We start from the raw sequence: 14,682 nt of genomic DNA, 5'->3' as shown, positions 1-14,682 counted from the left end.
CTGTAGGCTGTAGGCTGTAGGCTGTAGGCTGTAGGCTGTAGGCTGTAGGCTGTAGGCTGTAGGCTGTAGGCTGTAGGCTGTAGGCTGTCATTTTTCTATTCTATTTTTGTTTGTCAAGTAAAAATCCGGATTATTCTATCTCAAAATTTTTATGGAAAAAACAATTTTCTTACGTTTTTATTCTAATTCAGAGGGTGATTTTTAATTACGTTGTTTGATGTCAAAGCGAAATTTAATGAAAATGACCGCACTTTTTATGGTACAACAAAAATCCCTATTGGGTGAGACTTCAATAGGGATTGGCTGTTTTTAGAGAGTGGCTTCTGCAATTGTTGTATAAGCCAATTGGCAGGAATACTATTTTTTCCAATTATATTCAGGATTGATAATATCTTCTATTTCATGCCAATAAGCAGTTAATACGACATTGCCATAAGCATAAGCCCGAAGTGCATAGGGCGGATAAACAAAGTTTATTCCTTCATTATTGAAGTAAAATTGTTCTGAAATGTTGAAATCTTCTTTTGTGATCATACCAATATAGTCATCATTCGCTTCTTGCATTAGATTGGTATAAAAGCTCCAAAGTACTTCTTTCAGCTTGGTTTGTTGGTCTTGCTGAATGATGTCGTTTACTTCAAGTATTTTCTTTTTATGACTATCAATATTCTGATATAGGGTTACATTTATGCCGTGAGCACCACCGGTATAAGTATCAATATCGTTGCTGAACGTAATGATATTATTGCGTTGCCCTAGATAATTTGACGTTAGATGGAATGATGCACCTAATACACGGTCTTCTTTTGCACTTTGAACGAATTCATCATGAATTTGTTGAAATTTTTGTACAAGATCTTGTTTTGTCGGCGTATCTTTTTTCATGCTATCTTCACCGCCCACTAAGGTATAAGCATGTTTGAGCAATAACTGATCAAGCCATTTTATACCGGTTTCGGATAACTCACCACGAACTTCAATTTGTGCATTGTCAGTAGTATATTCATCGGAATGCGGGTAATTTACGGTTTTTACTTGATCAAAGATAACATTTTTCTTGACTTGTAAAGTTGGAACGTCTTGTTCCTGACAAGCTGCCAATAGAACAGTTGTCATAAGAGAGAAGAATAAAAAGATTTTTTTCATATGATTGCCAAAGTTTAGTGGAGTAAGAAAGTCTTTATTATAAGTTGGCAGAGTATGAATGTAAATTTTTCTTTTGGAGTAAGAATAAATCGATATATTAAGTCGCTATTCTTCCGTATAATATGGGTTTTATTTAGATAGAACGCAAGGATATTTTATGAAGCAAACTACTCAATCGATGAATATAGTCGATATGTTGATCGTTACAGTGATCTTTTTTGGCATGCCGATTTATACTTCTCTGTCGCAATTTTTCTTATTGCAAGAAGGTGCGGTCGCAATTACAGACACGTTGACATTTACGGATCAGGATAATATTTGGGCAATTTTGATAGAACTTATCTCATTAGCGATTGCTGCGGTGTATTTAAAGCTAAGACGCTTTGATTTTACGCAGCTTACCTTTTCTTTTAACGCTAAAGCGATTGTGCTGACCGCAGGGATAATTTTGATTGCCGGTAGTCTCAGCGAACTTTATTTCTATTTGGCAGCTCCCTTTCAAGATGCCGGTGCATATCTCACTTCGGCTGAGGTTGCACCTACAGATACAACATCGACCTTATCTTTTTACCTCGTCCTCTTTTCATTGCTCAACGGTTTTTTTGAAGAAGTCTTTTTTCTCGGCTTGATATTTGCAGTAAATAAAAAAGCCTTGCCTTATGCGATTGTGTTCAGCTTAGTCATCCGTTTTTTGTTTCATACCTATCAAGGTATGTTTTATGCAGTAAACGTATTGTTATTCGGTATCGTGTTGCTAATACTTCGCTCTAAAATCAAAAATTTATTACCGTTTACGTTAGCACATGCGTTCTTTGATGTGTTTGGATTGGGGTTGTTGCCCATTATTGATATTGTCGAAAAAATTATCAAATAAAAAGGCGTATTAAATACGCCTAAATAAACAATCGGATAACCGTTAGAAACGGTAGTTAAGATTTAAACCGTATAAATTGGCACGTGCCGTTGATTGATAATCCGCACTTATATTAACGAGTTTAATCTCTTTTCCAATATTTTGTGTTTCTCTAAATTGCTGTTTTTTACCTCGTAAATGAGCAAAACCTACGTCAACAGAAAGATTTGGCGTGAAGTTATAGGTTGCCCCCAAGCTATACCAAGTGCGGTCGGTATCGGGGATTGAAGCACTTGGGTGGTCGGCTGACTCATCATAAGCAATACCTGCACGCAGGGTTAATTTATCATTTACATCGTAAGTTGCCCCTAAGGCTATACGTGAACTGTCATGAAATTTTTCATCTTTATGGAAAGCGACCTTGCCGTTATCATAAGTGGCATGTAAACTTTGTAAACGGCTCCATTTAGTATATTTATAGCTGTAGTGCATGGCGAATTTTTCCGTTAATTGGTGGAAACCGGAAATTTCGAAATAATCCGGCAAATGTAGCGTTAACCCACCTTTCTCTTTAACAGGACTAATTTTTCCTGCTTCAAATTGATAACTCAACGCATCATCATCTTTAAAATTAATATCTACTTTAGAATGATAGGCAATACCGATACGGTTACCTTGATTAAATTCATAGACTGCCCCGATATTCCAACCAAATCCCCATGCATTATTATCTTGTAATTGTGTTAAGGTGGTGTCCGCATTGACTCCATTTTTTAAGCTGGAAAAAATGGGGACTAACAATTTTAATGAAGGAATGCTGATACCCCCAAACATTCCATTAGAATCAGCAATAGTATCAATTGCCTTATCTAAAACACCTGCTTGTCGTTCAATTTTCGCTTTGGCATAAACCGCATTCAACCCAGCACCGATGCTTAATCCTTTGCTGATACGGTATGAACCGCTTAAATTTAAGTTAATGGAATTCAGTGCGGTGGTTCCACCCAAAACACCGGCATCATAATCCTTTTTATATTTACTTTGTAACCCAAAGTTCACATTCATGCCCGCACCGACAGCAAATTTATCATTAATAGGTGCGACGAAGTACATATTGGGAATAACTGCACTTGGCACAATGTTTTTCTGATCCCCTTTTCCAGTTGCAATTCCGTGAAATAACCCCGCATTAACATTAACCTCACCATTTATATTAATTCTAGATTGAACGTATACCCCCCCCATTGAGAATTGTTTCGTTTTAAACAAACTCATTAACGCAGGGTTGGTTGCCACAACAGCGGCATTATCAGCAATCGCTGCCTCACCCGCATAAGCTCGCCCTAAACCGGAACTGGACACCTCAGCAATTTGGAACGCCGCTGCATTAACGTAACTTGCCGATAATGCCAATGCTGAAGCAATGAAAGATTTAGTAAAAAGTGATTGTTTATTGCTATTCATTTTTTATTTAATACCTCTATATGGTGAAGTTAAATTTTCCGAATTCTAATGTAAGAGTAGTATTGGGACAAATGAATTTACTGATTTGTTCAGTGGTCATACCAGGCGGAAATCTTTCATTTACTAAAGTTTATAAGAAGAATTTAGCTGTGGCAGACAATAAATCAGTGAGTTCTAGTTCCTCATTTTGTAGAATGTTAAAAACTTTTTATTGTGTTTTTTGGGGGAAGTTATAAAGGTTGAGTAAAAAATTGTATAATTCGTTATAAATAACGCAATATAATGATTTAATGTTAAGGAAATAGGAATGACATTGTACAAAATATTGGTGAATAGCATCGCTATGATTTGTTTTAGCGTTTCCCTTGTAGCACAAGCAAAAATAACGGTTTTTGCCGCTGCTTCTATGGCAAATGTGTTAGAAGAAATTAAATCTGAATACATCAAAGTAAATCCTCAGCAGGAAATTGATTTTTCCTTTGCTTCTTCTTCTGTCTTAGCACGGCAAATTAGTCAGGGAGCACCTGCACAGTTGTTTATTTCTGCGGATCAAAAATGGATGGATTTTTTAGCGGAAAAGGGGGCAATTGTGACAGAAAGTCGTCGTGATTTGGTTGGTAACAGATTGGTGATGATTGCACCTCAAAATAGTTTGATTACCTCTGTTGATTTGCCTAACGCTCAATGGCATTCTCATTTGAATAATACTTATCTTGCAGTAGGTGATCCTGATCATGTACCGGCGGGAAAATATGCAAAAGCGGCATTTATCTTTTTGGGGCAATGGAATGATTTAGAAACTAAATTAGCTCGTGCAAATAATGTGCGTGCAGCTTTAGCATTAGTTGAAAGAGGGGAAAGTCCGTTGGGTGTTGTTTATGCAACAGATGCGGCAGCAAGTAAAAAGGTTAAAACAGTGGCGATTTTTCCTGAAAATACGCACCCTGCGATTGAATATCCTATCGCTATTGTGAACGGGCAAGATAATGAAGAAAGCCGCAAGTTTTTGGCTTATTTGCGGTCAGAAAGTGCGGTCAAAATTTTTCAACAATTCGGTTTTTCAGTGAAATAATTTTTATGTTAGATGTGATAATCGATTATCTACGTTTATCTCAATCTGAAATCAATGCAATCTCTTTGAGTGTTAGAGTGGCATTGGTTTCAATTTCGGTGAGCTTACCTTTTGCTATTGCTGTCGCATGGTTGCTTGCACGCAAAGATTTTTGGGGTAAGTCGATTATTAACGGTCTTATTCATTTACCGCTTGTTTTACCTCCCGTTGTAATTGGGTATTTATTATTAATTGCTATGGGGCGTAACGGTATTATCGGTCGCTATTTACTACAGTGGTTTGATTTTAGTTTTGGCTTTAGTTGGTACGGTGCGGCGTTAGCTTCTGGAATCGTTGCATTTCCGTTGCAGGTTCGTGCTATTCGTTTGGCAATTGAAAATATTGATTTTCGGCTGGAACAGGCGGCACAAACGTTAGGTGCTTCTTCATTGCGGATATTTTTTACTATTACGTTACCGCTTTCATTACCGGGGATTTTATCAGGAATGATTTTGGGTTTTGCACGATCTTTAGGTGAATTCGGTGCAACCATTACTTTTGTCTCTAATATTCCTCAAGTGACCCAAACTATTCCGCTGGCGATGTTTTCTTTTATTGAAACACCGGGTGCGGAATATTCGGCATTTAGACTTTGTGTTATCGCCATTATTATTGCATTGATCTCTTTATCAATTTCTGAATGGCTGGCGAAACGAATGCAACAAAAATTGGGGTAAAGATACTTGTAATTACAAGCCTGTGCCGAGTGATGCTTTAGCGGTAATTTTTGATTATTTATTTTACAATCGTTCATTATTTCCTATATGAGGCTTTATCGTGTCGTTATTTCTATGTGCTGAAGAAAGATTAGTGCAATGTGCAACTTCTTTAATTGAACAGTTTCCTGAGCAATACAACACTACACTTTTTCAACAAATTCAAAAAGATAAACATAATCAAAAAACGCAACTCGGGCAATTAGGTTATGGATTATATTTATCAGATTTTGTGTTTGAAACTTTGCAAAAACAACCGCACTTTCTCAAACAATGTTGGCATCAACTCCCTACTTTAGCTGATTGCGATCGATATTTCGTTCGCTTACAGGAAATACTGATAAATACCGAAACGGAAGAACAACTGTACCGCAAGTTACGTCTATTTCGTCATCGTGAGATGGCAAAACTTAGCCTTTGTCAAAGTTTAAATTTAGCTACAGTAGACGAAATTTTTATTCGGCTTTCTCAATTAGCTGAAAGTTTGATCATTGCCGCAAGAGATTGGCTGTATGAAAAAATTTGCACAGAATTGGGGACGCCAACGGATACACAAGGCAATCCTCAACAATTATATATTTTGGGTATGGGTAAATTGGGTGGATGTGAGTTGAATTTTTCTTCAGATGTTGATTTGATTTTCACTTATCCGACAAATCAGGGGGAAACACGGGGAGGACGGCGTAGTATTGAAAATGGTGTATTTTTCACAAGATTGGGACAACGCTTAATTCGTGCTTTAGATGAATATACTGTTGACGGTTTTGTATATCGAACAGATATGCGTTTACGTCCTTTCGGTGAAAGCGGTGCATTGGCATTAAGTTTTAATGCGATGGAGCAATATTATCAAGATCAAGGTCGAGATTGGGAACGCTATGCTATGATAAAAGCTCGGATTTTGGGAGCAAATATGCAAGATCCGAATGTAAAAATATTACAGCAATTATTACGCTCTTTTGTTTATCGCCGCTATATTGATTTTAGTGTGATTCAATCTTTACGTGATATGAAAAATAAAATTGCCGGTGAGGTTCGCCGTCGAGGATTGTTGGACAATATAAAATTGGGTGCCGGCGGTATTCGAGAAATTGAATTTATTGTGCAGGTTTTTCAGCTTATTCGTGGCGGACGTGAAATTATTTTACAACAACCATCGCTGCTTCATCTTTTACCTGCACTGGAAAAATTGGGTTTAATTGATACCGAGCAAAGCACAAATTTATATCATGCCTATTTATTTTTACGCAGAGTGGAAAATATTTTACAAGCTATTGATGATAAACAAACGCAAACGTTGCCAAGTGCGGATATCGATCGTGAACGTTTACTTCTTGCTACAAAAAATTTTACCTATTTTCCGATATCGACGGAAAATGCGGGAAAAGAAACCGCACTTGCTCAATATCCTATTGCAAATTGGCAGCAATTTTTACAGGTATTACATGAACATCAGCAAAAAGTGCGGTCTGTTTTTCAAAATTTAATTGGCGAAGATGACGATGAGGAAGAAAAACAGAGTTATGATGATATATGGCACGATTTTCTCGATGCTGAGATCAATGAGCAAGAAATTAAAGTCATATTGCAGGAAAATCAAATAGATGAGCAATATTTTGATGAAATTATTGAAAAATTGACACAGTTTAAACTGGATTTATCTCGTCGATCAGTGGGAGAACGTGGTCGCAGAGTATTAACGCAATTAATGCCAATGTTGTTCTGTCAAGTATTTCGATACAAACATTCTCAGCAACTTTTACCTAGAGTCTTGAAAATTCTGGATAAAATTATCACGCGTACTACTTATCTTGAATTATTGGTAGAAAATCCACAAGCCTTAACTCAACTTCTTAAATTATGTGCACAATCAAAAATGATTGCTGAACAAGTTGCAAAATATCCCATTTTACTTGATGAATTATTAGATCCTAATGCACTGTTAAATCCCACGGATTTTCATCAATATTCATCTGAATTACGCCGCTATTTACTTCGTTTACCGGCAGACGATGAAGAACAAATTATTAATGGGTTACGCCAATTTAAACAAACCGCCTTATTACGTGTTGCGGCAGCGGATATTTTAGGGGCATTACCTGTTATGAACGTTAGTGATCACCTTACCTATTTAGCCGAAGCAATTATTGAAAATGTTGTCAACCTCGCTTGGCAACAAGTCAGTCTAAGATTTGGTACACCTGAATATTTGAAGGAAAATCAAAAAGGGTTTTTGGTTATTGGTTACGGTAAATTGGGCGGCATTGAGCTTGGTTATAAATCAGACTTGGATCTTGTTTTTCTCTATGACGGAAGTCAAACAGGACAAACTATCGGCGGTAAAAAATCCATTGATAGCAATCAGTTTTATCTGAAATTGGTACAAAAAATAATTAGTATTTTTAGTATGAATACCAGTGCAGGAATACTTTACGACATAGATATTCGTTTACGTCCTGCCGGTGATGCAGGGTTATTGGGGTGTTCCTTAAATGCCTTTGAAAATTACCAACTGAATGAAGCGTGGACTTGGGAAAAACAGGCTTTAGTTCGTTGTAGGGCGGTATACGGCGATATTGATTTATGTGAACGCTTTGAAAAAATTCGTTGTAATGTACTTTCAGCTCCAAGAAATGTGGAACAGCTGAAGCAAGATATACGAGAGATGCGTCAAAAAATGTATCATCATCTCTCTAAACATAAAACGGACGAATTTAATATTAAGACTGATTTGGGCGGTATCACAGATATTGAGTTTATTGCACAATACTTAGTTTTAGCTTATGCTCCCCAACATTCAGCATTAACACGTTGGTCTGATAATGTCAGGATATTTGACTGTATGGCTGAAAGTGCGGTGATTTCACAAGAAGTTTCCACAAAGCTAAAAAAATGCTATGTAAATTTACGAAACCAAATTCATCATTTAAATTTATTAGGTCAAGAACCGATTATTAATGCACAACTATTTAGCAAGGAAAGAACGTTTATTCTCAATACATGGAAAAGTTTATTGGAATGAATGAATTTATAATTGCCCTAAAATCAGCATATGATAAGAAATTATTTATCATTTGTATTTTCTTTGTTATGCTATGCAGACCTTTAACTTACATTAACAAATGAGAAATAAACGATGAAATTAAATAAATCACTTTTGGTCGGCACATTAGTCGCCTCAACTGTATTATTAGCAGCTTGTAATGAAAAAAATAAAGCGGAAACAACGCCAACTGAACCGGTTACAGTTGCAGAAACTCAAGCTCAACCTGACGTTCAAGGAAAAACTGAAACAACTTCATCTGAATCAACCGCAATTGAAAATACACAATCTGATGCTCAAGAAAAAACTGAGACAACTTCAGTTGAAACAACCTCGACTGAACTAACCGCAGCTGGAAACACACAACCTGAATCTCAAGAAAAAGTTGTTTCAGAAAAAAGTGAGACAGTTGAACAAGAAATTCTTAATCAGTTTAACAATACAGTTACGATCCAATTGGTGGGGTATCAGAGTGAAAAAATAGAGGGTGAAGATACTTTATCTTTCGTTTATAACGTTAAGAATAAAGGTGATAAAGCAATCAAAGAACTTCAGTGGTATAACCTTGTTTTCTTTAATTCGACTCTGGTAGAGCCTCTTTCAATAGCCTATTCTTTTGAGGATACGCTTGCTCCGGAAGGCGAGGGCGAAATAAAATTAACAAAATTAGCTAAAACTTATGCTGAAGAGATTCGTGCAGATATACTAAAACCGGAAGCTAATCTTCAATTTAGCCCAATAATTGCAGGTCGAATTATTTTTGAAGACGGTACGCAATTAGTTGTAACTACAGATGAAGAGCTTACTCAATCTTTACAGCAAATTTTAACGCAATAATTTTTAAAAATAATTATTCAATGTGCTAGTTATCTATCCGCTCTTACAAATCTATAATATTTATAAATAACTACAAAAAGTTATCAATAAGATTTTATAGATTGGTAAGATCGGTTATGTTTCCGCATCGAAATCTACTGCCCATTATTGGCGAAACCGAAAGAAATTCGTCGTAAAAAGCGTGCAGAGCAACAAGAAAAAGAAGTGTGAAGAAAAAAAGCTGAGAATTTGCTAAAAATCAGCTCAACAAACCGCACTTTAATAATAAAAATTTCTGCGAGAAATCATGTAAAAAAAAATAACACCCTCTTAACAAGAAGAGGGTGAATAATCAATTTACCATTGGTACCCTATAGAAACTGAACCTGCCATTTTGCCTTGAGAATTTCTATTTCCTTGAAATTTAAGCATAATCTTACCGTTATCACTCATACGAGAATAACCAATCGCCATTGCGTTTTCTCCGCCATAACCTGCTGCAGAAATGGCTAACATAGATTTACCCGGCATAGAGACTGATGTCAACCCTGCCGCCGCATTTGCCCCCGCAATTCCTGCACGTAAATTTCGGTCAGTATTATTCAATTGTGTACGCAATTCATTATTTTTACCATCCACATAGTTTTTATTTACCACCGCACTTCCAGTGGTTGTTGGTTTAATATCCGGCACGGTAATAATACCTTTTTCACCATCGATCTTAATTTCACCACCTACACCTTTAACAGTTAAGCCTTTTGCACCATAGGTAGCAGTAGCAGTACCAGTACCAGTCTTATCTGTTACAGTTAAGCTATCGCTATTTAACGTCGATTTCTTACCGCTCTCCTCTTTGGTTTTAAAGGCTTTCATATTTTTCAAGGTATCCGATAGTTTTATTTCTAAGCCACTTTTGTCTGAATTTGTTTCTACCTTAATGTTACCAGCGGCACTACTAAATGAACTTGTAGATTGACCGTTTTGAGTTTCCTCTTCCCCTTTAATAATTAAGGTATCGCTCAGTTTTCTATGAACAGTCTTATTCTTACCTCTCTCATTCCCTGCAAAACTTAACCCTGCTTGTGCAACCGCTTTTAAATCAGCGAGATTGGCGGCTTTGTGTAGTTCATCTTTTGTCATTTGTTGCCCTTGCTGACCGCTCATACCCCCAGCAACTAATTTTTTCACTAGCTCAAGCGTTAGCTCAAGCGTTTTATCTTGTCCCATTGGTTGACCTTGAGTGTTATTATCAAGCCCTAAACCGGATTTTAGATTGTTGATGGCAACAGGTGGGTGAGAAGTACTACCATTTGTGTCTTTTCCGCCTAAAGTGATAGTATTTTTCGCTTCACTATCATATTTCACTGCCACTTTATCCGCTTCTGCCTGTTTATCGGCGATGGTTTGGATTTTGTTTTTCACAAATTTTTTCACCGCACCGGCAGTCGTGAGTTTTTTGTCTTCAGCACTAGAATTTCCGTCAGAACCGTCCGCACTTCCATTTTCCTTAATTTCTTCAGTTGCCTCTATTTTGAAGGAAATTGTTCCGGTGTTGGCATCAATACTCGGTTTGATATAGTCATCACCTTTTAACTTAATTGTCGCACCAAGCTGACGTGTCATTTTGTTTGCTGTGGTACTGCCAGCCTGATCTGTAGACGTTGTAGTACTACCATCGTCCACTTCAAAGATTAAACCTTTATTGATGGTTTTAATACTTTCCTCAATCGCATCTTTAAAGGTTTCTTGGGCTTTTACTGTACTATCTTGACCTGTTTCATCTTTTAATTTGGTAAACGTGGTTTTTTTAAACGTTTTTGTCTGCTTATTAACCTCAGCCCCTAAAATATCCGTCCCTAAATTACCGAATACACGGATAACTTCTGCAAGCTGTCCGCCATTAATCGCATCAGTTGAACCGGGCATCACGCTACCTGCTGCAACGTGAGTAATAATGCGTTCTGCACCTGTATCGCCCATACTGACGACCGAATTAAATTTACCATTTTTAGATATGCCACTGTTCCAAGTAAATATTAAACTATTTTTACCTACATTAATGTCAGTAGTTTTAAATACATTTCTTGCCGTTTCCCATTTAGAATTTTTCCCCAAGGCGAAAGAATCATCATTATTCTCTGTGCTAAGTTGAATAATTCCCAATTTATCTGTTACTTTTTTTGCCAATTTAAGCGTAACGTTTTGTTTGCCCTGTTCAACTTTCGTTTCAATCTCATCTTTTGTGCCTAATACTTGCAAGGCTTGCGATCTGAGTTTAACCTCAGCTTGTGCTTTTCCGCTTGTAGATGGCGTACCTGTGGGCTGTGGTGGTTGCGGTTGAGGTTGTGCTTGTGCCGTGTTGGAATTATCCGCTTCAATTTTTAGCGTTAATGAATCCAATTGAGTTTTTAAGTAATTTTTAACCGCACTCACCGTTACTAATTTATTGCCGTCGGTTGTATCGCTCATGCCTTGACCATTCGTATCAATTGAATTAGCCACATTAAGTTTAAAGGTGATTTTGCCTCCATTGCTACCGCCACTGCCATTTTCAGTCGCCAACGTGAGGTATGAGTCGCCTTTAAACGTTAAGGTTTCGCCCAGTTTACGAATGAAAGGATTGTTTCCGTTCTGTGTTGATGGTTGAGTTGTACTTCCATCTTCCACCGCAAACTTCAAGCCTTTTTCTACAAGGGCTTTGGCGATGTCGGACAAGTCTTTCACATTGACAGCGTTGTTGGAAATGTTACTGCTACCGCTACCGCTAGTCGTGCCGTCAGGATTTCCTTCGAGGATTTTCTTAATAATTTCCTCCTTTCCATTTCCACCAGCTCCACTTCCGGCACCGTTTAAGTTTAAACCACTTCCAAGTTTAGTGATTTGTTTATTACCTAAATCTAAGCCGTCTTTGCCAAAGGTAAATGTGCCAGTGCCTGCGGTGATTTTGACGTTCGGCATTGAACCGTTGCCACCGCTTGCAGTGCTATTAAATTCAATTTTTGCAACCGCACTTCCGTTTCCGCCAGTGCCTTGTTGACCGCTAATCGTGCTAATACCTTTTAAGTCTTTGTTCAAGGCGATTTCCAAAGTGTCTTTGCTGGTTTTAGTAAAGATATTTTGATGAGTACCTGCACTATTTTGCCCCGCACTTGAGCTTGTCGCTAGGCTTGAAGCATCGCCTGTCGCTCCCTTAATCGTCAAGGTTGAGCCGAGATAGAGTTGTTGCTCGCTACTGCTACCATCGCCTTTAAACTTCAAGCCTTTGTTGATGGTTTTGATACTCTCATCAATCGCTTGTTTAAAGGTAGTTGCGGATCGTCCATTTTCTTGCCCATTTTCATCTTTCAATTTCGCAAAAGATGAATTTGTGAATTGTTTCGTACTGCTATTCACTTCCGCACCAAGAATATCTGTGCCGAGGTTGCCGAAAACTTTGATTACCTCGTGAAGCTGACCGCCGTTAATCGCATCGGTTGAATTTGTATCGACTTTCCCCGCGGCGACATTTTTAATTATTCGCTCAAATCCAATATCGCCTATACTTAATACTGTTTTATCCTTTCCCGTACCTGCATTTGTCCAGTTAAATTTTATGCTGGCACTGCCTACATTCGCATCCAGTCCGGTTAGTGCCTCCTCCTTTTTTTCCGCCTTAGAGTTTTTACCCAACGCAATGGAATCACCAGCGTCGGAGGATACAGTCGCACCTTCCCCAATCGCTACCGCACCTGTGGCGTTGGCTTGAACATTCGCATCTTTACCGATGGCGATAGCTCCTATGGCAGTTGTAGCAACCGTCGCTTTTTTCCCCAACGCAATGCCGTAATCGGCTTCGACTTTGGCAACGCTACCGATGACCACCGCGGCTTTCCCCGAGGCTTTGGTGACTTCTTGAGCGTTTGCACTCGAACTTCCTGAACTAGCCGTATCGTCTGCCGTGCCGATAACGATACTGTACATGCCTTTGCTCATTTCCGTTTTCGCTACGCCAATGGCTAAAGAATGATCAGCTTTAGCACCCATATTATCTTTGTTTTGCATAGCAGTTAATTTATTAACAGAGAAATACGAGACTCCGCCACCGCCGGCATTTTTCATCGCTTCTCGCAATTGCCCTAAATTGACGGCGTGTGTATCTTCCGTCCCCGGTGCGACATTCACGATTTGACGGTATTTTGTATTTTTTTTACCGATTGATAGTGCACCGCCGAGTTTGTCTTTGAATTGATTTGCAAACTTTTCACTTATCCATGTTTTTTCTTTAGCCTCAGTCTTATCATCTTTTGTAATCATAAAAGTGCCATTTCCTGACGGACTATCGGCTTCAGATTCAGCACCCAAAGCGATTGCATCGCTATGTTGACTATCCACTCTCGCATTGTAACCAATAGCAACGGCTTTTTGAGACTCCACAGAAGAATGTGCCCCTAAGGCGGTTGATTGTGAACCTTTTGCATAAGCACGATGCCCTAAAGCAACATCGTCAATTTGCTCCGCATAAGATTGCATACCTAGTGCTACTGTTTCGTTACCATAGGCTATGGCTTCCGAACCCAATGAAGTTGAATTTAAGGCAGCAAATGCTTGTTCACCTACTGCTACCGATTTATTGGCACTTGCTCTAGCACGATGACCGATAACAACACTTTCTTTAATAGCCATCCAATTCTTTGTATCAATAGCGATTGCTCCTCCAGCAGAACCCCAATTTCTCGTTTTTTTATTAATTAAACTCTTACTTCCGGGTGCCAAAAGAATTGACCTATCTCCAACTTTATTTATAAAAGGTGTAGTAGAACGCCCAGTTCCGCTACTATCGTCTAGAATTGTATCGGGTCCAATTTTTGATTCGTTAGCTGTTAAACCACTCAAAACTATATTAATATCCTGACCATACACAAAACTCCCAGTCAATAAAAACGCCAACGGCAATAATTTAAACAGCCCTAAAAAATTGCCCGAAATCCCACCGCACTTTGGTTTATTTTCAGAACGGCTCGCCACTTGGCAATTTTTCGCCAATTCAGACACCACTTTGGTTTGTCCAGTGGTTATATCGTATTTGGTTTTGAAAATCTTATTCATGGTTTACTCTCTTTAATCTTTTAAAATGGGTTATTTAATAATTTATTTTGTTGATTTTTTTTCACTTTTTTATGGTTGTGAATGGATTAAACTTTTTGTTTTTTAGGTAGATTAATGAGGTATAAATCGGCGATGCCTTGCTTTTTAAGGCAAAGCAGAAAAAGACGAATGATATTTTCGCAAAGGGGTTTAAAAGGGGAAATTTGGGTATGATGAAAAGTTAAAAACTTTTTAAAATTTATTTTGCAAGGTTTATAAAAAGGCGTTAGCCTAGGCTGTAGGCTGTAGGCTGTAGGCTGTAGGCTGTAGGCTGTAGGCTGTAGGCTGTAGGCTGTAGGCTGTAGGCTGTCATTTTTTCTTTTCTATTTTATTTGTCAAGTAATCATTAAGCAGTAGAATTTTGCGATTCTATCCTAAATTTTATTAAGAATGAAATAGTTTTTTCATT

General features: G+C 38.0%; 8 protein-coding genes. 5 read left to right on the top strand and 3 right to left on the bottom strand.

The genetic code is table 11. From position 1 onward, the window contains the following. Positions 1-357: 357 nt before the first annotated feature. Complete coding sequence (locus HNR69_RS08730; protein WP_075294008.1) at positions 358-1,146, bottom strand: RsiV family protein; 789 nt, start codon at positions 1,144-1,146, stop codon at positions 358-360. A 157-nt stretch (positions 1,147-1,303) separates the two neighbouring features. On the opposite strand from HNR69_RS08730, the gene HNR69_RS08725 reads away from it, so the two are divergent. Continuing rightward, positions 1,304-2,020, top strand: coding sequence for a CPBP family intramembrane glutamic endopeptidase (locus HNR69_RS08725; RefSeq protein WP_075294009.1), 717 nt, complete (start codon positions 1,304-1,306; stop codon positions 2,018-2,020). Between the two features lie 42 nt (positions 2,021-2,062). Here the strand turns inward: HNR69_RS08725 and HNR69_RS08720 are convergent, their stop codons facing one another. Beyond that, on the bottom strand, positions 2,063-3,463 hold the full coding sequence (locus tag HNR69_RS08720) for a porin (RefSeq protein ID WP_183405669.1): 1,401 nt from the start codon (positions 3,461-3,463) through the stop codon (positions 2,063-2,065). A gap of 307 nt (positions 3,464-3,770) precedes the next feature. Here HNR69_RS08720 and modA point away from each other — a divergent pair, with 307 nt between their 5' ends. From modA to HNR69_RS08700, 4 genes are all read left to right on the top strand, one after another. Then, positions 3,771-4,535, top strand: a complete 765-nt coding sequence (gene modA, locus HNR69_RS08715; RefSeq protein ID WP_075294011.1) for a molybdate ABC transporter substrate-binding protein — start codon at positions 3,771-3,773, stop codon at positions 4,533-4,535. 5 nt (positions 4,536-4,540) lie between these two features. Next, positions 4,541-5,251, top strand: a complete 711-nt coding sequence (gene modB / locus HNR69_RS08710) for a molybdate ABC transporter permease subunit (protein WP_075294012.1) — start codon at positions 4,541-4,543, stop codon at positions 5,249-5,251. A gap of 100 nt (positions 5,252-5,351) precedes the next feature. Continuing rightward, entirely contained in the window at positions 5,352-8,312 is a 2,961-nt protein-coding gene (gene glnE / locus HNR69_RS08705; protein WP_075294013.1) for a bifunctional [glutamate--ammonia ligase]-adenylyl-L-tyrosine phosphorylase/[glutamate--ammonia-ligase] adenylyltransferase, read from the top strand. 114 nt (positions 8,313-8,426) lie between these two features. After that, positions 8,427-9,170, top strand: coding sequence for a hypothetical protein (locus HNR69_RS08700; RefSeq protein ID WP_075294014.1), 744 nt, complete (start codon positions 8,427-8,429; stop codon positions 9,168-9,170). A gap of 336 nt (positions 9,171-9,506) precedes the next feature. Here the strand turns inward: HNR69_RS08700 and HNR69_RS09700 are convergent, their stop codons facing one another. Beyond that, complete coding sequence (locus HNR69_RS09700) at positions 9,507-14,234, bottom strand: YadA-like family protein (protein WP_087449179.1); 4,728 nt, start codon at positions 14,232-14,234, stop codon at positions 9,507-9,509. Positions 14,235-14,682: the final 448 nt, after the last annotated feature.

The sequence above is a fragment of the Histophilus somni genome, from assembly GCF_014202395.1.
Lineage (GTDB): Bacteria > Pseudomonadota > Gammaproteobacteria > Enterobacterales > Pasteurellaceae > Histophilus > Histophilus somni.
This window is presented reverse-complemented; position numbering and strand designations above follow the sequence as displayed.